The organism is Amycolatopsis sp. NPDC003865 (genome assembly GCF_053605345.1).
In genome coordinates, this window is the sequence record NZ_JBSGJA010000033.1 from 1 (window position 1) to 25,924 (window position 25,924).

Below are 25,924 nucleotides of genomic sequence, written 5' to 3' on the forward strand. Positions count from 1 at the left end.
TGGCCACACGGTTCGACAAACTCGCGGTTCGCTACGAGGCGACCGTGCACATCGCGGCGATCAACGAGTGGCTACGCCATTGAAACAGGCTCTAGCCGGCCTGCCGACAGGCCAGGCGGCTGGGGCGGACCGCCCCCGACGGACCACGCCCCAGGTCGCGTTGCTCGATCAAGGCCGGGACGGCCACGCCAGCGCGCGGCGAGTTGGTCACCGAGGCGGATCACTTCGGTGACCAGGTTTCGATGTCGGCTTTGGTGGTGCGCCCTCGCGGCCGAGCTGCTGCAGGACAGCCCACACGCTCAGGTCCCGGCCACGTGGGCCACGCCATCGGTGGCGTCGCGTGAGGCCAGGAACCAGGTGCGGGCGGCAGCCAGGCAGAGCAGGTGGCCATCGACCCGCCGCTGGTGAGCACGCCGCCGGTGCGTGGCGACACGCCGGCCAGGTCCACCAGCGCGTTCTCGCCGTAGCCGCAGCTGGCGTTCAGCGTGGTGCCGATGAGATGGGCGAGGATGCCGATCGGCGCGGGCGGGGTGGGATCCACGCGAAGAACGCCGGATGCCCGTCGCCTCCGGGATAGGCGGCGACGTCGGTGTCGATGAAGTCGAGGAACCCGGGCAACGGCTGGCCGTTGTCGCGCAGCGGCGAGGCCGAGAGATACCGGCGGTGCTGTTGCGGGCTGGGCAGTGGCAGTTCGGGTTGCGGCTTGTCCGAAGAGCCGGTGTCCGGGATCCGGCCGGTCACGCTGGATTGCAGAGCCGTCCCCGAGTGTCCTCCCGAGCCTGCCGCCTCACGTCGCCGCCCGCGGCCTTGATCTTCTCGTCGATGGTCTCCAGCTCCGCGATCAGCTCCACCGCCAGCCGACGCCGGATGTTGCCCCGATGTCCCGTGGTTGATGGCCTGCGTCCCGGCTCGGCCGAGTTCGTCGCGACGGTCGACGACCATGGTCATCACAACCAGCTCGGGGTCAACCTCCACGCGGGCCACGCAACGCGGCCAGAGCCACGGAATGCGCGTCCGCGGGCTCCGTCTTGCGGCCATTGCCGGTGGCGAACGCACGCACCCGAGCTGGCAGTTTCGCCGGCACATCCCGGGCCTCGGCCCGCCACAGCGAGATCCCCAAACCGATCAGTGCCACTCCGGTCGGAACGGCCAACGGCCGGTTGAACGACTCCGGCAGTACCGCGAGCGAGACCGTGGCGAGGGTGCCTGCGGCGAGCAGCGCCGAGGCCCACCGGGCGAGGACACGCGCCCGGAACAACGCGATCCCGAACAGGCACCCGCCGGCGAGATAGCCGACGGAGCTGACCACGAAGACGGTCTGCATGGCGCCGATGCCACGGGTCGCGGCGCCACCGAAGGCGACGGCGAGGACGTCTGCGACGTAGCCCGGCACGGTGTGCGCCAGCGCGGGCAGAACAGCGGCAGCAACGACCTCGACGCTGAACATGAACAGATAGCCGACGGCGAACACCACGTAACCGAGGAAGCCGAGGATCCCCGTCTGCCGCACTTGACTCAGGTACATGCCGGTGATGCCGACGAGCGCCAGCGCGGCCATGAGCGCCTTCGCCGTGCTGCGCACGACCCAGTCGGTGGTGGTGATCACCGAAACATCCATGGCCGGATGGCCGACCTGGACCGCGATGAACAGCGCCCCCGCGAGCGCGGCAGCGATTCCGGCGGCCCGCGAAAGCCCCCTTGCGCTGGGTGCCATGGAGAACCGCTTCGTCTTGCCGGGTCTTGGCGTCGCACTCATGCCTGCTCCTCCGGAAGGGACGCGACCGAGGTGTACTAAGTACACCTATACCGCGCCCAAGGTAGGCGTACGATGTACACCTGTCAAGGCCGGTCACGAGGTGGAGGACCCGATGCAGGACACCGCCGCGGCCCGCGGCCGGGAGCGCCTCAATCGCGCCAAGGTGCTGCGCGCCGCCGTCGAACTGGCGGATGAAGGCGGCTTCGAGGCATTGACCATGCGCAGGCTCGCAGACCGGCTCAGCGTCGTGCCCATGGCGCTCTACAAGCACGTGGCGGACAAGCGCGAGCTCCTCGACGGCATGGTCGACCTGGTGTTCGCCGAGGTCGAGGTGCCCGTCGACGTCGACTGGCGGACCGCCATGCGTCTCCGCGCGGCGTCGATGCGGCAGGCTTTGCTTCGTCACCCGTGGGCGGTCGGCCGGATGGAGACCGGTACTCCGGGACCGGCGAACCTGCACCACCACAACGCGGTGATGCGGTGCCTTCGCCGTGACGCGGGCTTTCCTTTCCGCATGGCTGTGCACGCGTACAACCTGATGGACGCCTACGTCTACGGGTTCGCCCTCCAGGAGAAGACCCTCGCCGGCGACATCCCGGCGGAAGCGGCGCGACGGCAAGAAACCGTCGTCGACCGACAGCCGACAGGACTCGAGGACTACCCCTACCTCGCCGAGGTGGTTACCGAACTGGCGAAAACGGGGTTCGCCTTCGCCGACGAGTTCGAGTTCGGGCTCGACCTCATCCTCGACGGCCTCAGCCGGACGCCTCGGCAAGCCTCCCGCACGGCCGACATCAAGCCGAACCCACCACGGCGGCCGTCAGCCCCGTGAAGCCGAGTTCGGAATGTCCTGCGGCCGGTGCAACCCGGCCGCATCTCGACCCCACACGAACGTCCGGTCATGCCGATGTACAGCCGACTCGCGAGGGAGCATCACTGCCTCTTTCCGGCGACGGCCGACCGGCTCGGTAACTCCGGTCACCACACGAACGGAATGAGCCGAGCCCGGCTCGCGGCGAACTGCCGGTAGCGGTCGCCCAGAGCTTCTTCGAGGGCGCGTTCCTCAATGCGGAGGCGGTAGATCAGGGCGACCAGCAACACAGCGCCGGCGCCCGCCGCACCGACCCAGTTGTCCGCGATCAGACCGCCGCCGGAGAAGACCAGCAGCAGGCCGGTGTAGCTCGGATGGCGCAGGACCCGGTAGGGACCACGTTCCACGACGAGCTGCTCTTCGCTCGTCTGCACCGTCACAGTGAAGTACTTGCCCAGACTGACGAAGCACCACCAGCGCAGGAGCAGGCCGAGCCACCCGATCACCGCCCCGAGCGGGAACAGCCATGGTCCGCCGATGCCGGCGGCCGGGAAGATCGCGCGGCCGATCGGCCACAGCAGAATCGCGCCGAAGAACATCGCCCTGAAGACGACCTCCGCGCGAACATCAACGAGCCGCGCGCCGCGACGCATGCGAAACGCCTGCACCAGCTCGCCCGTCGCGAAGGCACCGGCACTGATGACCAAGACCACCCCGGCCACGTCCGACGACTCCCCGAAGGATGCAAGCACGGTCGCATTGTCACACCGAACACACCACACGTCGCCGCCGTCAACCGCACTACTGACCCGGCTGCGCGCTCATGCCGACGTGCGGACGTAACGTGGGTCGATGCGTATCGCTCCGACTTAAATCAAAGTTCGGTTGCTGGGTCCCAGACGAGAACAGGTGCCGTGACGGGTGTGATCGGTGATCCTGAGCGGGTGCCGGTGATGCGGATTTCGTAGCCGCCGGGTCGGAGTGCTGGTGCGGTTGCGTGGTACGTCCCGTCAGCGCTCCGCGGGCGGCGGGCGAAGGCGGTGCGTTGATGTTCGTCGACGACGGTGATCTGTAGGGAGTGTCGTACGTCTGCCGGGAGCGGCGCGGTGATGAGAATCGGGTCTCCTGCGATGACGAGGTCGGGTGCGGTGAGCTGGCCGGGACGGTTGCCGGTGCCCGGCGGAGGATGGAGTTTGTGGTGAGGACTTCTTCGAGTTCGTCGAGGGCGTAGTCCGGCGGCTGGATCGGCCGGGTGCGCCGCCAGGGCGCCGCCCTCACCACGGCGGTGGCGGTCTGGGCGGGCGCCGTCGCCCTGGCCGGCCTCGCCCCGAGCCTCTGGCTCGCGGTGGCCCTGCTGGTGATCGCCGGCGCGGCCGACCTCGTCAGCGCGGTGTACCGGCAGACGATCCTGCAGACCGCCGTCCCCGACCGGATGCGCGGCCGCCTCCAAGGTGTCTACACGGTTGTCGTCGCCGGCGGTCCCCGCCTCGGTGATCTCCGCGCCGGAGTCATGGCCTCGGCGCTGCCGCTGACGGTGGCGTGGTCCGGAACCGCACTGGCGTGCGTGGCACTCGTCCTGGCCGGCGCCGTCCTGGTGCGGCCGTTCTGGCGCTACCCGGCCGCTGGTCGTTGAGCGCGCCCATCCCCGGCGCACGCTCGAGCAGGTGGCCGCCGACCTGTCAAGGCCGCGGCGAACCGAACTACCTGAAGGGATTCCCCCAGGTGGAGCAGTCAAGTTACGGCCTTCGGCCATGGCTATGATCCTGCGCATGCTGTCACCACGCCAGGGACCGATCTCGCGTATCGTCTGGTGACCAACCGCTTAGTAGGCTCGCGGGCACGAGCCCGCTTCTCAACGACGAGGAGGTCCCCGTGACCGATTCCCCTTCCCGTGTCGCCGTGGTCACCGGTGCCGGCCGCGGCATCGGTGCCGCCGTTGCGGCGCGGCTGGCCGATGACGGCTTCGCCGTCGGGCTGCTCGACCTGGACGAGGCCGGTGTCAAGCAGGGCGCCGAAGCCATCGTCGCCAAGGGAGGCAAGGCCGTCGGTGTTGCCCTCGACGTCAGTGACGCCGAGCAGGTCGAGGCCGCCGTCACCCGGGTCGCCGACGAGCTGGGCCCGCCCGTCGTGCTTATCAACAACGCCGGGATCACCCGCGACAACCTCATCTTCAAGATGACCGAACAGGACTGGGACTCCGTCCTCGGCGTGCACCTCAAGGGCTCGTTCCTGATGACCCGCGCGGTGCAGAAGTACATGACGCAGGAGAAGTACGGCCGGATCGTCAACCTCTCCAGCACCTCGGCGCTGGGCAACCGCGGCCAGGTCAACTACTCCGCCGCGAAGGCCGGCATGCAGGGCTTCACCAAGACCCTCGCCATCGAGCTGGGCAAGTTCAACGTCACCGCGAACGCCATCGCGCCGGGCTTCATCGCCACCGACATGACCGCCGCGACGGCCGAGCGGATCGGCATGGGCTTCGAGGAGTTCAAGGCCGCCGCCGCGTCGCAGATCCCGGTGCAGCGCGTCGGCACGCCCGACGACATCGCCCACCTGGCCTCCTTCCTGGTCAGCGAGGGCGCCGGGTTCATCTCCGGCCAGGTCATCTACGCCGCCGGCGGACCGAAGGACTGAGGCCGATGCGCGAGTTCGAGAACCTGGACGCCTTCGCCGCCGCGGTCGGCGAGCACCTCGGGTACAGCGAGTGGCTGAAGGTCACCCAGGACCGGGTGAGCCTCTTCGCCGACGCCACCGACGACCACCAGTGGATCCACGTCGACGAGCCGATGGCGACCGCGGGCCCGTTCGGCGGCACCATCGCCCACGGCTTCCTGACGCTGTCGCTGCTCTCGGCGTTCGGCCCGAAGATCTACAAGGTCAACGGCATCAAGATGGGCATCAACTACGGCCTCAACAAGGTCCGCTTCCCGCAGCCGGTGAAGGTCGGCTCGAAGGTGCGCGCCGGGGCCGAACTGGTCGAGGTCACCGACATCCCGGGCGGCAAGCAGGCGGTGTCGAAGTGGACGGTCGAGATCGACGGCGAAGCGAAGCCCGCTTGCGTCGCCGAATGGGTGACGCGGTTCCTCGCGTGACGTCCCGGGAGCGGCACTTTCACGTGAAAGTGCCGCTCCCGGTCCCCTCTGTACGTCATACCGACTAGTCGGTATGCTCGTCTCTGACGAAGAGGAGACTGCATGAACCCGCCAGGACTCGACCTGGACCGCCTGCGCGCGCACCTGGACGCGCACCGGCCCGGCCTGGTCGCCGGACAGCTGTCGGCGGACGTCGTGGAGGGCGGCCGGTCGAACCTCACGTACGTGGTCGGCGACGGCCGGTCGCGCTGGGTGGTGCGCCGCCCGCCGCTGGGCCACGTGCTGCCCACCGCGCACGACATGACCCGCGAGTTCCGGGTGATCTCGGGGCTGCGCGACACCGCCGTGCCGGTGCCCGAGGCGATCCTGCTCTGCGAGGACGCCGACGTCATCGGGGCGCAGTTCTACGTCATGAGCTTCGTCGAGGGCACGCCCTACCGGACCGCCGAAGAACTCGCGGAACTCGGGGAAGAACGCACCCGGGCCATCGCCGACGCCCTGGTCGACACGCTCGTCGACCTGCACGCCGTCGACCCCGCCGAGGTCGGGCTCGGCGACTTCGGCCGGCCGGAGGGCTTCCTCGAGCGGCAGCTGCGGCGGTGGAAGAAGCAGCTCGACGCCTCCCGCAGCCGCGACCTCGACGGCATCGGGGACCTGCACGACCGGCTCGCCGCGGCGGTGCCGGTGTCCGGGAAGCCGTCGATCATCCACGGCGACTACCGCCTGGACAACGTCCTGGTCGACGCCGGCGACGAGATCTCCGCGGTGCTCGACTGGGAGATGTCGACGCTCGGCGACCCGCTGACCGACCTCGCGCTGCTGGTGGCCTACGCCGAGCGCGACAAGGTGTCGCTGCAGTTCGTGTCCAACGCCAGTTCCGCGCCGGGCTACCCGAGCACCGACGAAGTCGTGCGGCGCTACGCCGAACGTTCGGGGCGGGACGTCTCGCAGCTGAACTGGTACGTCAGCTTCGCGTTCTTCAAGCTCGCCGTGATCCTGGAAGGCATCCACTACCGCTACACGCAGGGCAAGACGGTCGGCGCGGGCTTCGAAGGCGTCGGCGCCGGTGTCCCGCTGCTCATCTCGCACGGCAACGAGATTCTCAAAGAGGAGAAGTAAATGGACTTCGCGTTCGACGAGAAGACCGAGGAGCTGCGCGGGAAGCTCCTCGAGTTCATGGACTCGCACATCTACCCCGCCGAGCCCGTGTTCGAGCAGCAGCTCGCCGAACGCGACGACCCGTGGGCCATCCCGCCGGTCGTGGCGGAGCTGAAGGCCGAAGCCCGCAAGCGCGGCCTGTGGAACTTCTTCCTCCCGGGCGACCACGGCGCGGGCCTGACCAACCTCCAGTACGCGCCGCTGGCCGAGATCACCGGTCGCAGCATCCGGCTGGCCCCGACCGCGCTCAACTGCGCCGCGCCGGACACCGGGAACATGGAAGTGCTGGCCATGTTCGGCAACGAGCACCAGCAGAAGCAGTGGCTGGAACCGTTGCTGAACGGCGAAATCCGCTCCGCGTTCGCGATGACCGAGCCGGACGTCGCCTCCTCCGACGCCCGCAACATCGAGACCGCGATCCGGCGTGACGGCGACGAGTACGTCGTCAACGGCCGCAAGTGGTACATCTCCGGGGCGATGAACCCCGCCTGCAAGATCTTCATCGTCATGGGCAAGACCGACCCGGACGCCGCGCCGCACAAGCAGCAGAGCATGATCCTGGTCCCCCGCGACGCCCCGGGTGTCACGGTCAAGCGCGGCATGCACGTCTTCGGCTACGACGACAGCGACCACGGCGGCCACGCCGAGGTGCTCTTCGAGGACGTCCGCGTGCCGGTGGAGAACCTCATCGCCGGCGAGGGTGACGGCTTCGCGATCGCCCAGGCCCGGCTCGGGCCGGGCCGCATCCACCACTGCATGCGCGCCATCGGCATGGCCGAGCGCGCGCTGGAGCTGATGTGCCGCCGCGCGATCTCGCGCGAGGCGTTCGGCAAGCCGATCGCGCAGCAGGGCGTCGTGCAGGACTGGATCGCCGAGTCCCGCGTGAAGATCGAGCAGCAGCGGCTGCTGGTGCTCAAGACCGCGTGGCTGATGGACACCGTCGGCAACCAGGGCGCGCACACCGAGATCCAGGCCATCAAGATCTCCACGCCGATCACCGTCGAATGGATCCTCGACAAGGCCGTGCAGGTCCACGGCGCGGGCGGCGTCAGCCAGGACTTCCCCCTCGCCGCCATGTGGGCCGGGAACCGCACGCTGCGGCTGGCCGACGGACCGGACGAGGTCCACAAGCGGTCCCTGGCCCGGCGTGAGCTGAAGAAGTACCTCTCGGAGGGCGCGAAGTGACTGTCACCGCCGAAGACCTGACCCGCCAGGCGACCGAGTTCCTCGCCGCGCACGACCCTGCGTCCACCGATCGGCTGGACTTCCTGCGCGCCCGGTTCGACGCCGGGCTCGCCTGGATCCACTTCCCCGCCGGCCTCGGCGGGCAGAACGCGCCGCGCGCGCTGCAGTCCGTTGTGGACGGCGTGTTCGCCGACGCGGGCGCGCCGGACAACAACCCGCGCCGGATCGGCATCGGCCTCGGCATGGCCGCGCCGACCATCCTCGCCTTCGGCACGCCGGAGCAGCGCGAGCGCTATCTGCGTCCACTGTGGACCGGCGAGGAGGTGTGGTGCCAGCTGTTCAGCGAGCCGGGCGCCGGCTCCGACCTCGCCGCGCTGGGCACCCGGGCCGTCCGCGACGGCGACGACTGGATCGTCACCGGCCAGAAGGTGTGGACGTCGGGCGCGCACGAGTCGCAGTGGGCGATCCTGGTGACGCGCACCGACCCGGACGTGCCGAAGCACCAGGGCATGACGTACTTCCTGTGCGACATGACCGCCCCCGGGGTCGAGGTCCGGCCGTTGCGCCAGATCACCGGCGAGGCCGAGTTCAACGAGGTCTTCCTGACCGACGTCCGGATCCCGGACACCCAGCGCCTCGGCGCGGTCGGCGAGGGCTGGAAGGTCGCCCAGACGACACTGATGAACGAGCGCGTCGCGATCGGCGGGCACGTCCAGCCGCGCGAAGGCGGGCTGATCGGGATCGTCGCGAAGACCTGGCGCGAGCGGCCCGAGCTGCGCACGCCGGAGCTGCGTGACCGCCTGGTGCAGCGCTGGGTCGAGGCGGAGACGCTGCGGCTGGCCGGCACCCGGCTGCGCCAGCAGCTCACCGCCGGCGCGCCCGGCCCCGAGGGTTCGGCCATGAAGGTCGCATTCTCGGAGCTCAACCAGGCGCTGACCGGCCTGGAGGTCGAGCTGCTCGGCGAAGAGGGTCTCGCCTACGACGACTGGACGTTCCGGCGTCCGGCCATTGTGGACTTCACCGGCCGCGAGGCCGGGTACCGCTACCTGCGCGCGAAGGGCAACTCCATCGAGGGCGGCACCTCGGAGGTCTTGCGCAACATCATCGCCGAGCGCGTGCTGGGGCTGCCGTCGGAGCCGCGCGTCGACAAGGACGTCGCCTGGAAGGACCTCCCCCGATGACCGATCTGCTCTATTCCGACGTCGAGGAAGACCTGCGGGCTTCGGTCCGGGACCTGCTCAAGGACAAGGCCGGCGCCGAAGCGCTGCTGGCGCGCGTCGAGACGGCCGAGGGCTACGACCTGAAGCTGTGGCGCACGCTGGCCGACGAGGTGGGCGTGGCCGGGCTGGCGGTGCCCGAGGAGCTGGGCGGGCACGGCGCGTCGGCCCGCGAGGTGGCCGTGGTGGCCGAGGAGCTGGGCCGCAGCGTCGCGCCGGTGCCGTTCCTGGGCAGCGTGGTGCTGGCGACGACGGCGCTGGTCCGCGCTTCGGCGGGCGACTTCGTCCGGCAGCTGGCTTCGGGTTCGGCGATCGGCGCGCTGGCCGTGCCGCTGTCGACGGCGCCGGGGGCGGGGTTCCCGTCGTCGGTGACCGTTTCCGACGGCCGCCTCAGCGGGCGGGTCGGCACGGTGGCCGACGCGTCGGTGGCGGACCTGCTGGTCGTCCCGGCCGCGGGCCCGGACGGCCCGGCGCTGTACGTCGTCTCGGCGGCCGACGCGACGGTGACGGAGCTGGTGTCGTTCGACCTGACCCGCCGGGTGGCGGACGTGGTCCTGGACAACGCACCGGCGACGCTGGTGGCGTCGGGCCCGGACGCGGCTTCGGCGCTGGAGGAGGCGCTGCTGTTCGGGGCCGGGATCCTGGCGTCGGAACAGACGGGCGTCGCCGAGTGGGCGCTGACGGAGACGGTCTCGTACCTGAAGGGGCGCTACCAGTTCGGGCGGCCGGTGGGCGGGTTCCAGTCGCTGAAGCACCGGCTGGCGAACCTGTACACGGACCTGGTGCTGGCACGGGCGGCGGCGCGCTACGCGGCGGACTCCCTGGCCACGGGCACGGACGTGCCGATCGCGGTGGCGGTGGCGCAGGCCCGCAACGCGCCGATCGCGGTGCGGGCGACGGAGGAGGCGATCCAGCTCCACGGCGGCATCGGGATGACGTGGGAGCACCCGGCGCACCTGTACCTGAAGCGGGCCAAGGCGGACGAGATCGCGCTCGGCACGCCGGGCAAGCACCGCGCCCACCTGGCGGACTTGATCGACCTCCCCGCCTGATCCGGGCCCGAGCGCCCCCGGGGTGGCCTTGGTTGCATCAGACGCAACTGAGGCCGCCTTGGGGCGCTCGTCGGCGGGTTCGTGAATCCCGTTCGGCTTTTTTCCGAATTTTCGCTCATCTGAGCGAAAATGCTGTGAGCCACACCACTCGCGAGGCAAAAGGGAGGCAAAAGTGCCCGCGTTCCCATGGTTCTCCCCACCCGCCGGGATCTAGCCTTGGCGCCATGGAATTCGCCGTCGCACCGACGGAAGCGCTGGAGGAATTGACCGTCGCGGTCGGCGGGCATCGGCACAGCGCGCTCGCCGCCGGGCCGCGGTCCGGTGAACTCGTCCTGCTGCTGCACGGCTGGCCCGAATTCGCCGAATCCTGGACCGAGCAGCTGCACGCCCTCGGCGAGGCCGGCTACCGCGCCCTCGCCGTCGACCAGCGCGGGTACGCCCGGCACGCGCGGCCGGACGGTGTCGAGCACTACTCGATCGAGCACCTGGTCGGCGACGCCCTCGCGTTCGCCGACAGCCAGGGCGCCGACCGGTTCCACCTGGTCGCGCGCGACTGGGGCGGCATGGTCGCCTGGGCCCTCGCCACCGCACACCCCAGCCGGCTGCGGTCGCTGACCGTGCTCTCCACGCCGCACCCGTCGGCCCTGCAGCGCGCGGCCGCCACCGACGACGGGCAGTTCCACGACCTCGGCTACATCCGCTTCTTCCGGCGCGGCGTCGGCAAAGCCGAGAAATTCCTCTTACGCGACGAAGCCGCGCAATTACGCGCTGTTTACAATCGGCGGATTCCGGTCGAAATCATCGAACGCACGGTCGCGCGCCTTTCCGAACCGGGCGCACTGACCGCGACGCTGAATTGGTACCGCGGCGCCACCAACGACGTTTTCGACGTCCCGGCGGGCCGCATCACTGTGCCGACGCTCTACCTCTGGGGCAGCGAGGACCCGTACCTCGGCCAGAGCGCCGCGGAGCTGACGGTCCACCACATCGACGCGGAGTACCGCTTCCAGATCATCGAGGGCGCGAGCCAGTGGATGGCGATGGAGGCCCCCGACGAGGTGATCGCGTTCCTGCTGGACCACCTCCGGCGCCACTAGCCGGTCTTGCGGACCAGGCCCGGGTAGCCGGCGAGCGCCGGCGTGGCCGCGGCCGTGAACCCCGTTGTCCGCTCGGCCGCGCGATGGCCACCGCTGCCGACGTGCCCGGATGCCGTCGAACTCGGCGATCCGGGCGCCGCGCAGGCGCACCCCGCGCGGGTCCGCCGGACCGCGCAGCCCCGGCAGCAGCTCGCGCAGGACCGCCGCCCAGCGTCACCCGGGCGGCCGCAGGGCGTCCAGCAGCAGGTCCGCGTAGTGGTCCCCGACCTGGCGGGCCGAGAGCGTCCCGCCGCGGCGGTACCACGATCCCAGGTGGTGGACCGAGCCGAAGAAGAAGTCGACGACCACGTCGGCCGGCTTGTCCGTGCGGAACTCGCCCGATGCCTGGCCTTCCTCGATCAGGCCGCGGAACCGCTCGTGGTACTTGCGGCGCTCCGCGCGCACGGCCTTCTGCTTGTCCGGGGAGAGCTGGTGCATCGACTGCAGGAAGATCGTGTTGTCGTCGAGGTTGTCGATGCTCGACACCACGACGTCGGACGCGGCCGCGCCCAGCCGCTCGCGCAGCGGGGCGTCCGATGAGGCGACGCTCTCCAGCTGGCGGGTCTGCTCGCGCAGGACACGGGCGTAGATCTCGTAGAGCAGGTCGTCCTTCGAGCCGAAGTAGTGGTACATCGCGCCCTTGGTGACGCCCGCGGCCTCGACGATCTCCTGGACCGACGTGCGGTCGAAGCCCTTCTTCGCGAACAGCTTCGTGGCGTGCTCCAGCAGCCGCCGCGGCACGGCGGCCTGGTCGTCACCGGTCGCTTCGCCCGCTTTGCGGGTGTTCGCTCGGGTCACGGCCAGCCCCCTCTCCGGAATCAGGACGCACCAGGATAACGGCTCAGCCCGCCCACGACAGGAACCGCCGCGGGTTGTCCACCAGCATCGTCGTGATGTCCGTTTCGGACACCCCGCGCTCCCGCAGCGCGGGCAGCACGTCCCGGGTGATGTGCAGGTAGTGCCAGTTCGGCGTCAGCACGGGCAGCTGCTCCGCGGGCAGCCAGTCGATGTAGCAGGACGCGTCGTGCGAGAGCACCATGCTGCCCGCGTACCCGCGCTCGCACAGCGCCGCGACGGTGTTCACCCGCTCCTCGAACGGCAGCAGCAGGTCCAGGCCGAACCGGTCCATGCCGAGCAGCGACCCGCGGTCGGCCAGCTCGGTCAGGTACCCGAGGTCGGTCGAGTCGCCGGAGTGCCCGACCAGCACCTTGCCCAGGTCGACGCCCTCGTCCTCGAAGATCGCCTGCTGCTCCAGGCCGCGCCGGGTGCCCGCGTGCGTGTGGGTCATGATCGGCGCGCCGGTCTCGACGTGCGCCTTCGCCACCGCCCGCAGCACGCGCTCCACGCCCGGGGTCACGCCGGGTTCGTCGGTCGCGCACTTGAGCAGCCCCGCCTTCACGCCGGTGCCCGCGATGCCCTCGCGGATGTCCCCGACGAACATCCCGACCAGCGGGTCCTCGCCCTGCAGCATCGTCCCGGGCCCGCGGAAGTGCAGGTAGTGCGGCACGTCGTTGTAGGTGTAGAGCCCGGTCGCGACGACGATGTTGACCTCGACCTCGGCCGCGACCCGCTGCACGCGCGGGATGTACCGGCCCAGGCCGATCACGGTCGGGTCGACGATCGTGTCGATCCCCGCGTCCTTCAGCTCCTTGAGCCGCCGGATCGCCTCGGGGACGTGCTCGTCCTCCTTGAAGCCCTCGTGCTCCGGGTAGTTGGCGACGAACTCGGGGCTCAGCACGAAGAGGTGCTCGTGCATGAGCACCCGGCCCAGCGCTTCCGGCGCGATCGCGCCGCGGACGGTCTCGACCATCGTCAGCCCCTCGCCCGGAGTTCGCGGCGGAGAATCTTGCCGCTGGTGGTCTTCGGCAGCTCGTCGAGCACCTCGATGGTGCGCGGGTACTTGTAGGCGGCGAGCCGCTCCTTGCACCAGGCGACCAGTTCCGCGGGGTCGGCGGTCGCCCCCGGCGCCGGGCTGACGTACGCTTTGACCGTCTCGCCGCGGTATTCGTCGGCGATCCCGACGACGGCCGCCTCGCGGACCGCCGGGTGCGTGTAGAGGACGTCTTCGACCTCGCGCGGCCAGACCTTGAAGCCGGACGCGTTGATCATGTCCTTCTTGCGGTCGACGACGTAGACCCAGCCGCGCTCGTCCATGAAGCCGATGTCGCCGGTGAGCAGCCGCCCGCCGGGCAGCGCCTCGGCCGTCGCGTCCGGCCGGTTCCAGTAGCCGGAGACGACCATCGGACCCTCGACGGCGATTTCGCCCGCCTGCCCGAACGGCAGCTCTTCGCCGTTTTCCCCGAGGATGCGGACGATCGTGTCCGGCACCGGCAGGCCGATCGAGATCGTGCCGGACTCGGGATCGATCGGCGCTTCGAGCGTGCCGGGCACGACGACGCAGCCGGCCGTGGTCTCGGTGAGGCCGTAGCCGTTGTGGATGTAGTGCCCGGTCTTCGCGCGGAACGCCTCGACGACGGCGGGCGGCAGCGCGGCGCCGCCGGAGTAGAGCAGCGTGAACGACGCGAAGTGCTCGCGGCTGAACGACGGGTGCGCCATCAGCGCCATGTAGGCCGTCGACGGCCCGACCGTGTACGACGGCCGGTGCTCGAGGAACGCGTCGAGCACGACGCCCGGCTCGAAGCGGTAGGCGAGGGCGAGCGTGCCGCCGATGTCGATCGCGGAGCCGACTTCGCAGACCATGCCGGTGATGTGGAACAGCGGCGCGAGCCCGAAGAGCGTCGAACCCGCGGGGAGGCCACTGAAGGACCCGAGCCCGGCGGCGTTGGTGCCGACGTTGCCGTGGGTGTTGGTGGCGCCCTTCGGCGCGCCGCTCGTGCCGGAGGTGTAGCTGATCAGCGCGGTGTCACCGAGCGCGAACGCGGGCTCCGGCGGCTTCGGGCCCGGCGTGGCGGCGGCTTCGAGGAGCTCGGTCGCGCCCGGCGTCTCCTCCTTTTCGACCTTGGCGAAGACGCGCTCGTCGTCGCGGGTCTGGAACTCGAGCTCGCTGGTGGTGAGGGCGATGCCGACGCCGTTGTCCGCGGCCGTCTTGCCGATGTAGGCGTTCCAGCCGCGCTGCGAGCAGACGACCGCCTTGACGCCGGCGTCGGTGAAGACGTGGGTGAGCTCGCGCTCGCGGTACATCGGGTTGACCGGCACGACGATGCCGCCGGCCTTCCACGTGCCGAGCAGCGCGATCACGAACTGCGGGATGTTCTGCAGGACCAGGGCGAGCCGGTCGCCGCGCGCGAAGCCGTCGCGTGTCAGGTAGCGCGCGAATCCGTCGGAGAGCTCGTCGAGTTCGCGGTAGCTCAGCCGCGCGTCGAAGTACGCGATCGCCGCCCGCTCGGGCCCGGCGTCCACGGCGCGGCGGAACGACTCGGGCAGCGTCGTCGGCCGGGCCGGTTCCGCGTCCCGCACGCGTTCGTCGTAGCTCGCGAGCCAGGGCTTCGCGTCGTACCAGCTCATCCAGTGACCTCCCTTGGACACCGACCGGTCGGTATGCCGACGCTAGGAGGCCGGGGCGGTCCGCGTCAAGACCCGGCTTCGCGGGAATCGCAGAAGCCGCCTTTCACCGCGTAATACGGACCCCGGTTCGGAATGGTTCAGTATCTCTCCGATTACCGTTTCACACTGGACAAATCCCTGGTGGAGCCGCCACGATGGCGTCCGCGGCCCCGTCGGGGCGCACCATTCGGAACAACCGCGCGCTGCCCGTGTGGACCCTCTCTGTTCACGCTAACTTGGAGTGATTCATGCCTGCTACCGGTGGACGGCACCGCCTCTCGCGGCGGACGAAGATCGCGACGGCGGGCCTCGGCCTCGCGATCGCGGCCGGAGCTCTGGTGATCGCGACGACCGTCGGCGACCCCGGCGCGGCCAACGCGGCCGGCGCCGCTTCGGGAGGGCAGATCACCTGCCCCGACGTCGCCTCGCGGCTGCCCGCCATCCCGGCGTCGGCCCAGGCCGAAGTCCAGCGCAACCTCGACCTGCTGACCACGCAGATCACCGAAGCCAACAACCGGCTCGTCAGCACCGCCGGCCAGGGCGGCCCGAACTTCGTCCAGAACGCGATCCTCGGGCCGTTGAAGGACAAGCGCGTGTCGACGATCGACCGGATCGCCATCGCCATCGGCCGCCAGGGTCAGAAACCCCAGGGCCTCGACAGCCTGGCCACGTGCTCGCTGGGCGGCCAGGCGAACACCGGCGCGGGCACCGTGCCGGCCGCACCGGCGCCGGCCCAGGGCAGCGGCAACACCGGGAACACCGGGAACGCGGCCGGGCAGATCACCTGCCCCGACGTCGCCTCGCGGCTGCCCGCCATCCCGGCGTCGGCCCAGGCCGAAGTCCAGCGCAACCTCGACCTGCTGACCACGCAGATCGCCGAAGCCAACAACCGCCTGGTCACCAGCGCGGGCGAAGGCGGCGCGAACTTCGTTCAGAACGCCATCCTCGGCCCGCTGGAGGACAAGCGCGTCGCGACGATCAACCGCATCGCCACGGCCATCGGCCGCACCGCGGCCAAACCGCAGGGCCTCGACGCGCTGGCGCCCTGCAGCCGCTGACCGGGATCAGGAAGCCGCGAGGGCGCTGATCCGCAGGAACCCCTTGGCGGCCATGGTGATCCGCACTCCGGTCGTCGTGACGGGATCGAACTCGAGCGTCGTCGGGTCGTTCGAGCCGCTCCCCCACGTCACCGCCGGGTTCCGCACCGGCTCCCAGCCCCGCGCGGTGCGGTAGGCGGCTTCGATCGCCGACGGCACCCCGTGTTTCGCGTCCACGACGAAGTTCGCCGTCACCGCGCTGATCCGCCGAGCCGCCGGGAAGGCGAGCGACACCCAGTCCGCTGCCCGCGGCCGGCTCACCGCGGGCAGCGTCGCCGTCGCCTGCTTGACGTAGAAGTTCGACCAGCCCGTCGCGGGGTCGCCGTCCAGCATCGCCGCAGGCAGCGTGCCGGGCGCGCCCGAGTAACTCGCGTCGGCCGCCACGAAGGCCGGCGGCAGCGGCCGGTCCACGGCCCGGGCGCCGGGACCGTTGCGCTGCCCGAGGTTCGTGCCCGCCAGCGTGGTCGTGCCCGGCGCCAGACCCGGCGCGCTCGCCGTAACGGTGATCGGGCCCCGGCCGCCGGTCGCGGCGATGACGGCGACGGCCCGGCCGCGGAACGCCGGGACCGTCGGCTGCTGGTAGCCCTGGGCGAGTTCCTGGCGCCCGTTGTCGACACCGGCGACCCGCCCCGGCCCCCGGACGGCGAACCGCAGCACCGGCTCGGCACCGGGCACCACGACACCGCGGGAGTCCACAATGGACGCGGTCACGAACGCCATCGCGCCTTCGCCGCGCGGCTCGGCGGTCAGCGTGACCGCGTGCGGGGGCCCGGCCGTTATGAGCCGGTCGCGCGCCACCTCGCGGCCGCCCGCCGTCGCGATCGCGGTGAGCGTGCCGGGTTCGAACGGCACGGTCCACGTCAGGTGCAGCTTGCCGCGGCCGCCGTTCGGGCTGGTGTAACCGCCGGAGGGGTCGTTCTTGTCGTCGCCGGCGGGTTCGGACGTTTCGAGGTAGGAGCGGCCGTCCACAGTGGTCTTGCGGTCGAACTCCTTTACGCCGAGCGACCGTCCGTTGAGGACCAGCTCGACGGTGTCCACAGTGGAGTAGACCCACACCGCGACCGGTTCGCCCGGCCGGTGGTTGCTCCAGTCCATCGGCGTCAGGTGCACCATCGGCGCGGTCGTCCACTGGCTGCGGAAGAGGTGGAAGGCGTCCTTGGGCAGGCCCGCGCTGTCGATCGCGCCGAAGAACGACGTCTTCACCGGGAAGACGTCGTACGGCGTCGGCTCGCCCAGGTAGTCCTGGCCCGCCCAGAGGAACTGGCCCTGGCAGAACCGCCGGTCGCGGTCCTTCTTGAGCGAGTACTCACCGCTGAACGTCCACGAGGCCAGGTTGTTGTCGTAGGAGGACGTCGCGCGCTTGCCCGGCGTTTGGTTCTCGCCGGTGTTGGGCAGGTCCGGGTCCTGGTAGACCCCGCGCGTCGAGGTCTCCGACGACGACTCGGACTCGAAGAAGAACTTGTCCGGGTAGGCCGCGTGCAGCCCGTCGATCGACTGCGCGGTGTTGTAGTTGACGCCGAGGCCGTCGAGCTGCCGCAGGATCAGGTCCTGCGGCGAGCCCGGCGCGGGCACGCTCCGGTAGCGGTCCGAGCCCATGACGACGGGCCGGGTGGGGTCGATCCCGCGGACCGTCCCGATCAGCTCGGCCGCGATGGCCGGGCCGCCCGTCATCGAGGCGTCCGGCACCTCGTTGCCGATCGACCACAGCACGACGGCCGGCGAGTTCCTGGCCGCGTGCACCATTTCCGCGATGTCGCGTCCGCTCCAGGCGTCGAAGTCGCGGTGGTAGTCGAACTCGAGCTTCCCGGTCCGCCAGCAGTCGAAGGCCTCGACCATCATGAGGATCCCGAGCCGCTCGCACACGGCCACCAGCTCGGGCGCGGGCGGGTTGTGCGCGGTCCGCAGCGCGTTGGCGCCCATCGCGAGCATCAGCCGCATTTGCCGCTCCAGCGCGGCGGGGTCGATCACCGCGCCGAGCGGCCCCTGCGTCGAATGCAGGTTGACCCCGCGCAGCTTCATCGGCTCGCCGTTGAGCGAGAACCCGTGGTCCGGGTGGAATCCGGTGTACCGGAAGCCGAAGTCGGTGCCGGTCGTGTCGAGCACGCGCCCGGCCACGACGACGTCGGTGCGCACGCGGTACAGCCGGGGATCGCCGACGGACCACAGCCGCGGCGCGGCGACGGTCTGGGTGGTGACCGCCGTGGCGCTCTTCCCGGCGGGCACCGGCACGGTCGCCGTGCCCGTCGCGACCACCCGGCCGGCGGGGTCGGTGACGGTGGTGCGCACCTGCGCCGCCGTCGCTCCGGCGGAGTCGTTGACCACGTCGGTGGCCACCTCGACGGTGCCGCGCCCGGCGGCGATGTCCGGAGTCGTGACGAAGGTGCCGTGCCTGCCGATGTGCACCGGCTCGGTGACCACCAGCCGGACGCGGCGGTGGATGCCGCTGCCGGAGTACCAGCGGCTGCTGGGCAGCGGGTTCACCGCGCGGACGGCCAGGACGTTCGGGGTCCGGCCGTCGGTGTGCAGGCGGCCGGTGAGGTCGAACGCGAAGCCGGCGTAGGCGTACGGGTGGTTGCCGAGCAGTTCGCCGTTCAGGTACACGTGGGCGTCGGAGCAGACGCCGTCGAACTCGACCGACACCCGTTTCCCGGCGAGCGACGGCGGCAGGGTGAACGTCTTGCGGTACCAGCCGAGGCCGCCGCGGAAGAAGCCGGAGCCGCTCTGGGTGCCCCGGCCGGTGGGCGGGAGTTCGATGCTCCAGTCGTGCGGGACGTCGACGACCTGCCACGCCGAGTCGTCGTAGCCGGGGTCCGGGGCGTCGGCGAAGCGGCCGTCCGGGTCGGTGACGCCGTCGGGGTTGGCAAGCGCGAACCGCCAGCCGGTGCCCAGGTCGGTGGTTCGGCCGCTGAGTTCGAGGGCCGGCCGCGTGAGGGCTTCCGCGGCCCGGGCCGCCGGCGCGACCGCGGAGGTGACGACGGCGGCGCCGAGGCCGCCGAGGACCTGGCGCCTGCTGGGGGTGGTCGGCATCGGCGAGTCCCTTCCGCGGCGGTGCTTTCGGGGCGGAAAGCACTATCGCACAGGGTTTCCGGGTCGACAAAGGGTTCGACAGTTTCGAACCGCGCCGCCGTCAGCGGTCGCTCCGGCTCCGGGACCAGGCGCCCGCGTCGGCGGTGTAGCGGACGAGGAGCCGGGCGAACTGGGTGCGGTCCTCCGGTGACCAGCCGGCCGTGATGGCTTCGAAGGCCCGGCGCTGCTCGGCCGCGAACCGGTCGCGCTCCGCTTCGCCGCGCTCGGTGAGCTCCAGCACCGTCCGGCGGCCGTCGGCCTGCGAAGCCGCCCGCCGCACCAGGCCGTCGGCGATGCAGGCCGCGACCGTGCGGCTGGCCACCGGCTGCGCGACGCCCATCTCGGCGGCGAGCCCGCCGACGGTCAGCTCGCCCGGCGCGTCGGCGATCACGTTCAGCACCAGGTTGCGAGACAGGTCCCGGCCCGAGGCCGGGGTGCGCCGGCGCAGCCGCGACAGCGCCGGGCCGATCCGGTCGAGGAGGTCTTCGGCACTGTCCACCCCTCGGATCGTAGTACCCCTGGCATTTGCATGCCACCTGCTAACTGCATAGCATTAGGTATGTAACTGCGATCCAGAAAGCGAGGCCACCATGGCCACCACCGCCATCACCGGCGCCCGGGTCTTCGACGGGGAGAAGAACCTCGGGGTGCGGACCGTCGTGCTCGACGGCCCGAAGATCCGTCAGGTCGGCGGCGACGTGCCCGACGGCGCCGAGGTCGTCGACGGCCGGGGCGCCACCCTGCTGCCGGGACTGATCGACGCGCACGTCCACTCCGCGCCCGGCTCCCGGGCGCTGGCCCTGCGGTTCGGCGTCACCACCGAGCTGGAGATGCAGGGCCTGAACACCCGCGAAAACCGGGCGCGCGCCGGCGAAGACGACACGGTGGCCGACATCCGGTCGTCCGGTTTCGCCATCACCCCGCCCGGCGGGCACCCCAGCGAACTGATGCCGGAAGGGTTCCGGCCCGGCGGGGACCTGCCGCCGGTCAGGCCGCTGATGCCGTTCTCCACCACACCGGAAGAGGCCGCCGCGTTCGTCCCGCGGCTGCTCGCGCGGGGCTCCGACTACGTCAAGTTCATGATCGACGACGGCAGCGTCGAAGGACATCCCGGGCTGCCGATGCTCGACCAGGCCACGCTGAACGCAGGTGTCGCCGAGGCCAAGAAGTACGGCGCCCTCACCGTGGCCCACGCGCTGACCCTCGACGCCACCCGGATGGCCGCCGAAGCCGGCGTCGACGGGGTCGTCCACGTGTTCATGGACCGGCCGCACACCGCGGAGATCGTGGAGCTGGTCGCCGCGGCGGGGATGTTCGTCGTGCCGTGCGTCTGCCTCGACGCGTCGATGATGGGCATCACCGGCAACGACCTCGCCGACGACCCGCGGGTCGCCCGCCGGCTCGACGGCAAGTGGGCGGAAACCCTGCGGGCCAGCTACGACCGGTACCCGCAGGGCAAGCTCGAGGACGTGCTGGAGACCGTACGGGCGCTGGCCGGAGCGGGCGTCGACATCCTGGCCGGCACCGACGCGTCCATGCCGGAGACGTTCTTCGGCGGCCTGGCGCACGGAGCCAGCCTGCACCGGGAGCTGCGCTACCTCGTGGCGGCCGGCCTGACGCCCGCCGGGGCGTTGCGCGCCGCGACGGCGACCACGGCCCGCCGCTTCGGCCTCGGCGACCGGGGCCGGGTGGCCGAGGGGCTGCGCGCCGACCTCCTGCTCGTCGACGGCGATCCGACGGCGGACGTCGACGACACGCTCAACACCCGCGCCATCTGGCGGCGGGGTGCGCGGTTCGAAGAATCATGACGGTCGCACGCCCCCGACCGGCAGCGGCACCTGGCCCGCGGCGAAGCGACCGCTTAGTATGGTGGCCGACCCCGAGGAGGCCGCCTTGTCCACTGTGGATGGTGTCCGGTACGCGGCGGACGGTGCCGTCGCCACGCTGACGTTCGACAAACCCGAGCGCAGCAACGCGATGGACGTGCCGATGCAGGCCCGCTACGGCACCCTGCTCCGCCAGGCCGGCGAGGACCCGGCCGTCCGGGCGGTCGTCGTCACCGGGGCGGGCAAGGCGTTCTGCCCCGGGGCCGACCTCGGGCTGCTCGACGACCTGGCCGCCGCTCCCCCGGCTTCGGGCGGCGGCCACGAGAACTTCCGCGACGTCCTCGCCGCCTCGGCGGTCGGCGTCCCGGTGATCGCGGCGATCAACGGCGGCTGCGCGGGCCTGGGGTTCGTGATCGCGTGCTCGGCGGACGTCCGCTTCGCCGCGGCGGGTGCGAAGTTCACCACGGCGTTCTCGCGCCGCGGGCTGATCGCGGAGTACGGCATCGCGAAGCTGCTGCCGTCGCTGGTGGGCGAAGGCCGGGCCCGTGACCTGCTGCTTTCCGGGCGGACGTTCACCGCGGAGCAGGCCCTGGACTACGGCCTGGTCCAGGAGGTGGTCCCGGCGGAGGAGCTGGGACCGCGCGCCCACGCGTACGCGACCGAGCTGGCCACCCTCAGCGCGCCGCGGTCGATGGCGGTGATGAAGGCGCAGTTCGCGCGGGAGGCGCTGCTGCCGCTGGACGAAGCCGCCCGCGAGGCGACGGCGTTGATGATCGAATCGTTCGGGCGTCCCGAACTGGCCGAGGGACTGGCCAGCTGGAACGAACGCCGTGAGCCGAAGTTCCCGCCGTACCCGGCTTCCTGAGCGATGACTTTCCCGGCCACCGGCCGTCAGTACCGGAGTCCGTGAAACCGGCCCCGGGAGAAACCCATGGCGAAACTGCTCTACGGCTTCAGCTGCTCACTCGACGGCTTCATCGCCGGCCCCGGCGGGGACATGTCCTGGCTGACGCCGCACCTGGGCCCGGATCCGCTGGTCGACGAGCTGATCCCGGAGGTCGGCGCGCTGCTGGTGGGCCGCCGGACCTACGGTGGCGACGATCCCCACCGCGGCACCGAAGGCGAGGGCAAGGCCTTCGGCGGGGGCTGGGACGGCCCGCAGTTCGTGCTCACCCACCGGCCCGCTCCCCCGGCGCCCGGCGTCACCTTCGCCGGCGACCTCGCCGAAGCCGTCGAACAAGCGAAGGCAGCCGCCGGTGGCAAGTACGTCAACGTCCTCGGTGCCGAGGTCGCCCGGCAGTGCCTCGACGCCGGGCTGCTCGACGAGATCCTCGCGCTGCCCGTTCCCGTCCTGCTCGGCGACGGCGTCCGGATGTTCGACCGCCCCGGTGGGAAGCCCGTCGGCCTGGAGCTCCTGCGGCCGCACTGGTACCGGGTGATCCGCTAGGGCCGCAGCCCGAACGCCGGACGGCCCAGCAGCTTCGGCAGCACCGCGTAGGCGTCCGGCACCCAGTCGCACAGCCGCGCGCGGGTTTCGCGCGGGTCGATCACGTCCTCGACCGAAAACCGCTCCGCCGTGCGGAACGGCGAGCGCACCGCGTCCAGGCGGGCGCGGATCTCCTCGATCCGCGCCGTCCGGTCGTCGGCCGCGTCCAGCTCGGCCCGGTAGGCCGCCTCGATGCCGCCCTCGACCGGCAGCGATCCCCAGTCGCCCGACGGCCACGCCCAGCGGCGGACCAGGCGGTGGCGGTTGACCTGGCCCGCGCCGCCCACACCGAACACGCGCCGGACGATCACCTCCGCCATCGGCACCCGCGCCTGGTACACCGCCGTCACCGCGCGGGCGCCGTGCCGGATCGCGCCCGCGCGTTCGGCCGCCGCGCCGATCACCATGCCCGCCTGATCCGTCAGCGACACCAGCGGCAGGTGGAACGTCTCGCAGAGGTCGACCAGCCGCGTCATGACGTCGGCACCTTCGGGGGTCAGCGTCGCGCCGCGGTACGGGTCCGTGGCCAGCACGCCGACCGGGTGCCCGTTCAGCCGCGCCAGACCCGCGTACGCCGAGCCGCCCGACACGGCGTAGTCGAACACCGAACCCGAGTCGAAGACGCCCTCCAGCAACGGCCGCAGCCGGTACGGGTGGCGGCGGTTGCGCGGCACCAGCGACAGCAGCCCCTCGTCGGCCCGGTCCGCCGGGTCCGCGGTGGACCCGACCGGCGGCAACGAGTCCACAGAGGACGGCAAGTACGACAGGAACCGTTTCGCCACCGCGAACGCCTCGGCTTCGGACGCCACGATCCGGTCGACCGCGCCGCTGCGCCGGTGCACGTCGGCGCCGCCGAGCTCCTCCTTGGTGAGGTCCTCCCCCGTCGCGTGCTCGACGACCGGCGGCCCGGCGACGAACAGCTGCCCCGTGCCCTCGACGAGGACGTTCAGGTGCGACATGACCGCCCGCGCCGCGCCCAGCCCGGCGACCGGGCCGAGGCAGAGCGCGACCACCGGCACCGCCGACAGGTTGTCCACCACGAGGTCCCAGCCCGGGTTGACCGGGACGTAGGTGAACCCGTGCTGCTCCAGCATCTTGACGCTGCCGCCGCCCCCGGTGCCTTCGATCAGCCGCACCAGGGGCAGGCCCAGCTCGTTCGCCAGCCGCTCGGCGTGGACCTGCTTCTCCATGATCGCGGCGTCGGCGGCGCCGCCGCGCACGGTGAAGTCGTCGCCGCCGATCGCGACCCGGCGGCCGTCGAGCCGGGCGGTCCCGATGACGAAGTTGGCCGGGGTGAACGCGTCCAACGATCCGTCCACATAGGACGCCGTGCCGGCGAGCGCCCCGATTTCGTCGAAGCTGCCGGGGTCGGCCAGCGCCGCGATCCGTTCGCGGACCGTCGAGCGCCCGGCGGCGTGCTGGCGGGCCACTTTCTCCGGCCCGCCCATGCGCTCGGCCAGCGCGCGCCGCCGCGCGATCTCGTCGACCTCCGGCTGCCAGCTCATCCGGCTTCGACGGCCGCTTCGACCTTGCGCTGCAGCTTGTTCATCCCGCCGAGCCACCGGTCGGTCTGCGTCGCGCGCGCCGCGTAGTACTCCGCGACCTCCGGGTGCGGCAGCACGAGGAACTGGTTCGCCTCCATCGCCGCGAACAGCGCGTCCGCGACCTGCTCCGGCTCGATCGCCGACGCGCCCATCAGCAGCTGCCCGGCGGTGCCGGTGCTCTCCAGCATCGCGGTGCGCACGCCCTGCGGGCAGATCGCCTGCACGGTGATGCCGCGGTGCCGGTAGGTCGCCGACAGCCACTCGGCGAACGCGAGCGCGCCGTGCTTGGTCACCGAGTACGGCGCCGAGCCGAGGCTGGTCAGCAGCCCGGCCGCCGACACCGTCGCGATGAAGTGCCCCTGACCGCGCTCGAGCCAGCGGGGCAGCAGCAGGTTGGCCGCGCGGACGTGCGCCATGACGTTGACGTCCCAGGTGCGCGCCCAGACCTCTTCGGGGCTTTCCGCGCCACCGAAGGGCGCGATGCCCGCGTTGGCGCAGAAGACGTCGATCTCGCCGAGCGTCTCGCGGGCGCTGTCGACCAGCTTCGCGACACCTTCGGGACCGGCGACGTCGCCCGCGAAGGCCGTGCCCTTGATTTCGGCGGCGACCTCGGCGGCCTTGTCACCGTCGAGGTCGGCCACGACGACCTGGGCACCCTCCGCGGCGAAGCGGCGGGCGAGCGCGGCGCCGATGCCCCCGCCGCCGCCGGTGACGACGACGCCGGTCACAGGCCACCGCCCAGGGTGACGCCGCCGTCGAGGACCATCGTCTGGCCGGTGATCCAGCCCGCGTCGTCGGACAGCAGGAACGCGACGGCGCCGGCGATGTCGGCCGGCACGCCGAGCCGCTTCATCGGGTAGGCCGCGGAAACCTCTTCCTCGCGGCCTTCGTAGAGGGCGGTCGCGAACTTCGTCTTGACGACCGCGGGCGCGACGGCGTTGACGCGGATCTTCGGCCCGAGCTCCGCGCCGAGCTCGACGGTGAGCCGGATCAGCGCGGCCTTGCTGACGCCGTACATGCCGATGCCCGGCGAAGCGCCGAGGCCGGCGACGGAAGCGACGTTGACGACGGCGCCGCCGTGCTCCCCCATCCACGCGTCGCGGGCGCGCTTGGTCCAGCCGAGCGGCGCGAGCACGTTGACGCCGAGGATCTTCGCCGCGGCGGCGGGGTCGATGTCCAGCGTCGGGCCGTAGGCGGGGTTGATACCGGTGTTGTTGACCAGGTAGTCGAGCCGGCCGAAGGTCTCGATCGTCTTCGCGACGGCCTCGTCCTGGTGGTCGGTGTCGTCGGCCTTGCCGGGCACGAACATGGCGACGTCCGGTCCGCCGAGGGAGCTGACGGCCTCTTCCAGCGCCTCGGGCTTGCGCGCGGTGATGCACACCTTGGCCCCGCGCTCGACGAGCGTCTTCGCGATCCCGAGGCCGATGCCCCGGCTGGCCCCGGTGACGATCGCGACGCGATCCTTGAACGAGTTCACGGCTGTGTGTCTCCTTCGCGGTGTGGTACCCGGCACATGCTAAGCGGTCGGTCAGGTGCCCATTATGCGCGCCGCGGCCATCGTCTCAAGCCGACGCGCGTCACACCGGGCGCGCGCCGGGAACGGCGCAGGGCTTTCCCGCCGACAGCGAGCCGCGGGAGGTCGCGATGATCGCGTCGAGCCGGGTGCGGGTCGCCGTCAGGTCGCGGACGCGCTCGTCGATGCGGTCGCGTTCGGCGATCAGGCGCGCCAGCAGCTCCGGCGTGACCTCGCCGGTCACCACGCACGGCAGGATGCCCAGGATGGTCCGGCTCGACAGCCCGGCGGCGTAGAGCTGCCGGATCAGCTCTACGCGGCCGACCGCGGCGTCCGCGTACTGCCGCTGGCCGCTGGGGCTGCGCTGCGAGACCAGCAGCTCCTGCTCCTCGTAGTACCGCAGCGCCCGCACGCTCACGCCCGTCTTCGCGGCCAGCTCCCCGATTCGCACGCACTTCACCCTTGCCTCTGACGTCGGCGT

At 71.4% G+C, this 25,924-nt stretch carries 25 protein-coding genes; 13 read left to right on the plus strand and 12 right to left on the minus strand.

The window, feature by feature from the left end; all coding sequences use genetic code 11:
• Positions 1-480: 480 nt before the first annotated feature.
• Entirely contained in the window at positions 481-741 is a 261-nt protein-coding gene (locus tag ACWEVP_RS45665; RefSeq protein ID WP_452068857.1) for a hypothetical protein, read from the minus strand.
• A gap of 223 nt (positions 742-964) precedes the next feature.
• A complete protein-coding gene (locus ACWEVP_RS45670; protein WP_452068858.1) occupies positions 965-1,606 on the minus strand; it encodes a hypothetical protein in 642 nt (213 codons plus the stop codon).
• Here ACWEVP_RS45670 and ACWEVP_RS45675 point away from each other — a divergent pair.
• Positions 1,557-2,588 (plus strand): TetR/AcrR family transcriptional regulator C-terminal domain-containing protein, encoded by a 1,032-nt coding sequence (locus ACWEVP_RS45675; RefSeq protein ID WP_452068859.1) that lies wholly within the window; start codon positions 1,557-1,559, stop codon positions 2,586-2,588. The two genes, ACWEVP_RS45670 and ACWEVP_RS45675, sit on opposite strands and share 50 nt — an antisense overlap.
• Positions 2,589-2,734: 146 nt before the next feature.
• Here ACWEVP_RS45675 and ACWEVP_RS45680 read toward each other — a convergent pair whose 3' ends face one another.
• Entirely contained in the window at positions 2,735-3,319 is a 585-nt protein-coding gene (locus tag ACWEVP_RS45680) for a methyltransferase family protein (protein WP_452068860.1), read from the minus strand.
• Between the two features lie 500 nt (positions 3,320-3,819).
• On the opposite strand from ACWEVP_RS45680, the gene ACWEVP_RS45685 reads away from it, so the two are divergent.
• The 8 genes from ACWEVP_RS45685 to ACWEVP_RS45720 all read left to right on the plus strand — a co-directional run bounded on the left by ACWEVP_RS45685 (position 3,820) and on the right by ACWEVP_RS45720 (position 11,368).
• The gene (locus tag ACWEVP_RS45685; RefSeq protein ID WP_452068861.1) at positions 3,820-4,200 is read left to right on the plus strand and encodes an MFS transporter; all 381 of its coding nucleotides are present in this window, start codon (positions 3,820-3,822) and stop codon (positions 4,198-4,200) included.
• Positions 4,201-4,439: 239 nt separating this feature from the next.
• Entirely contained in the window at positions 4,440-5,201 is a 762-nt protein-coding gene (gene fabG, locus ACWEVP_RS45690; protein ID WP_452068862.1) for a 3-oxoacyl-ACP reductase FabG, read from the plus strand.
• Positions 5,202-5,206: 5 nt separating this feature from the next.
• Positions 5,207-5,659, plus strand: a complete 453-nt coding sequence (locus ACWEVP_RS45695) for a MaoC family dehydratase (RefSeq protein WP_452068863.1) — start codon at positions 5,207-5,209, stop codon at positions 5,657-5,659.
• A gap of 102 nt (positions 5,660-5,761) precedes the next feature.
• Positions 5,762-6,778: a phosphotransferase family protein gene (locus tag ACWEVP_RS45700; RefSeq protein ID WP_452068864.1), complete on the plus strand. Its 1,017-nt coding sequence runs from the start codon at positions 5,762-5,764 to the stop codon at positions 6,776-6,778.
• Positions 6,779-8,002 carry an acyl-CoA dehydrogenase family protein gene (locus ACWEVP_RS45705; RefSeq protein WP_452068865.1) on the plus strand — a complete coding sequence of 408 codons (1,224 nt, stop codon included), beginning with the start codon at positions 6,779-6,781 and terminating at the stop codon, positions 8,000-8,002.
• On the plus strand, positions 7,999-9,183 hold the full coding sequence (locus ACWEVP_RS45710; protein ID WP_452068866.1) for an acyl-CoA dehydrogenase family protein: 1,185 nt from the start codon (positions 7,999-8,001) through the stop codon (positions 9,181-9,183). Before ACWEVP_RS45705 ends, ACWEVP_RS45710 begins: the two co-directional genes overlap by 4 nt.
• The gene (locus ACWEVP_RS45715; RefSeq protein ID WP_452068867.1) at positions 9,180-10,271 is read left to right on the plus strand and encodes an acyl-CoA dehydrogenase family protein; all 1,092 of its coding nucleotides are present in this window, start codon (positions 9,180-9,182) and stop codon (positions 10,269-10,271) included. Before ACWEVP_RS45710 ends, ACWEVP_RS45715 begins: the two co-directional genes overlap by 4 nt.
• Before the next feature lie 224 nt (positions 10,272-10,495).
• Positions 10,496-11,368 (plus strand): alpha/beta fold hydrolase, encoded by an 873-nt coding sequence (locus ACWEVP_RS45720; RefSeq protein ID WP_452068868.1) that lies wholly within the window; start codon positions 10,496-10,498, stop codon positions 11,366-11,368.
• Positions 11,369-11,581: 213 nt separating this feature from the next.
• Here ACWEVP_RS45720 and ACWEVP_RS45725 read toward each other — a convergent pair whose 3' ends face one another.
• Genes ACWEVP_RS45725 through ACWEVP_RS45735 form a run of 3 tightly spaced genes read right to left on the minus strand, consistent with a single transcriptional unit; the run spans position 11,582 to position 14,872 of the window.
• The gene (locus ACWEVP_RS45725; RefSeq protein WP_452068869.1) at positions 11,582-12,205 is read right to left on the minus strand and encodes a TetR/AcrR family transcriptional regulator; all 624 of its coding nucleotides are present in this window, start codon (positions 12,203-12,205) and stop codon (positions 11,582-11,584) included.
• Positions 12,206-12,248: 43 nt separating this feature from the next.
• On the minus strand, positions 12,249-13,217 hold the full coding sequence (locus ACWEVP_RS45730) for a phosphotriesterase family protein (protein WP_452068870.1): 969 nt from the start codon (positions 13,215-13,217) through the stop codon (positions 12,249-12,251).
• Between the two features lie 2 nt (positions 13,218-13,219).
• The gene (locus ACWEVP_RS45735; protein WP_452068871.1) at positions 13,220-14,872 is read right to left on the minus strand and encodes an AMP-binding protein; all 1,653 of its coding nucleotides are present in this window, start codon (positions 14,870-14,872) and stop codon (positions 13,220-13,222) included.
• A 287-nt stretch (positions 14,873-15,159) separates the two neighbouring features.
• Here ACWEVP_RS45735 and ACWEVP_RS45740 point away from each other — a divergent pair, with 287 nt between their 5' ends.
• On the plus strand, positions 15,160-15,969 hold the full coding sequence (locus ACWEVP_RS45740; RefSeq protein ID WP_452068872.1) for a hypothetical protein: 810 nt from the start codon (positions 15,160-15,162) through the stop codon (positions 15,967-15,969).
• Positions 15,970-15,975: 6 nt separating this feature from the next.
• Here ACWEVP_RS45740 and ACWEVP_RS45745 read toward each other — a convergent pair whose 3' ends face one another.
• Both ACWEVP_RS45745 and ACWEVP_RS45750 read right to left on the minus strand, forming a co-directional pair.
• Positions 15,976-19,035, minus strand: coding sequence for a glycoside hydrolase family 2 TIM barrel-domain containing protein (locus tag ACWEVP_RS45745; protein WP_452068873.1), 3,060 nt, complete (start codon positions 19,033-19,035; stop codon positions 15,976-15,978).
• Between the two features lie 100 nt (positions 19,036-19,135).
• Positions 19,136-19,573 carry a MarR family winged helix-turn-helix transcriptional regulator gene (locus ACWEVP_RS45750; RefSeq protein WP_452068874.1) on the minus strand — a complete coding sequence of 146 codons (438 nt, stop codon included), beginning with the start codon at positions 19,571-19,573 and terminating at the stop codon, positions 19,136-19,138.
• A 91-nt stretch (positions 19,574-19,664) separates the two neighbouring features.
• Between ACWEVP_RS45750 and ACWEVP_RS45755 the strand changes: the two genes are divergently transcribed.
• The 3 genes from ACWEVP_RS45755 to ACWEVP_RS45765 all read left to right on the plus strand — a co-directional run bounded on the left by ACWEVP_RS45755 (position 19,665) and on the right by ACWEVP_RS45765 (position 22,347).
• Positions 19,665-20,882, plus strand: a complete 1,218-nt coding sequence (locus ACWEVP_RS45755) for an amidohydrolase family protein (RefSeq protein WP_452068875.1) — start codon at positions 19,665-19,667, stop codon at positions 20,880-20,882.
• Positions 20,883-20,940: 58 nt separating this feature from the next.
• Positions 20,941-21,765: an enoyl-CoA hydratase-related protein gene (locus ACWEVP_RS45760; RefSeq protein WP_452068876.1), complete on the plus strand. Its 825-nt coding sequence runs from the start codon at positions 20,941-20,943 to the stop codon at positions 21,763-21,765.
• A gap of 66 nt (positions 21,766-21,831) precedes the next feature.
• Entirely contained in the window at positions 21,832-22,347 is a 516-nt protein-coding gene (locus ACWEVP_RS45765; RefSeq protein WP_452068877.1) for a dihydrofolate reductase family protein, read from the plus strand.
• Here ACWEVP_RS45765 and ACWEVP_RS45770 read toward each other — a convergent pair.
• The 4 genes from ACWEVP_RS45770 to ACWEVP_RS45785 all read right to left on the minus strand — a co-directional run bounded on the left by ACWEVP_RS45770 (position 22,344) and on the right by ACWEVP_RS45785 (position 25,894).
• Positions 22,344-23,891 carry an acyl-CoA carboxylase subunit beta gene (locus ACWEVP_RS45770; RefSeq protein ID WP_452068878.1) on the minus strand — a complete coding sequence of 516 codons (1,548 nt, stop codon included), beginning with the start codon at positions 23,889-23,891 and terminating at the stop codon, positions 22,344-22,346. The genes ACWEVP_RS45765 and ACWEVP_RS45770 overlap by 4 nt on opposite strands.
• Positions 23,888-24,658 (minus strand): SDR family oxidoreductase, encoded by a 771-nt coding sequence (locus tag ACWEVP_RS45775; protein ID WP_452068879.1) that lies wholly within the window; start codon positions 24,656-24,658, stop codon positions 23,888-23,890. The genes ACWEVP_RS45770 and ACWEVP_RS45775 overlap by 4 nt, the downstream gene beginning before the upstream one ends.
• Entirely contained in the window at positions 24,655-25,407 is a 753-nt protein-coding gene (locus ACWEVP_RS45780) for an SDR family oxidoreductase (RefSeq protein ID WP_452068880.1), read from the minus strand. Before ACWEVP_RS45780 ends, ACWEVP_RS45775 begins: the two co-directional genes overlap by 4 nt.
• A 100-nt stretch (positions 25,408-25,507) precedes the next feature.
• Positions 25,508-25,894, minus strand: a complete 387-nt coding sequence (locus ACWEVP_RS45785) for a MerR family transcriptional regulator (RefSeq protein ID WP_452068881.1) — start codon at positions 25,892-25,894, stop codon at positions 25,508-25,510.
• Between the last annotated feature and the right edge of the window lie 30 nt (positions 25,895-25,924).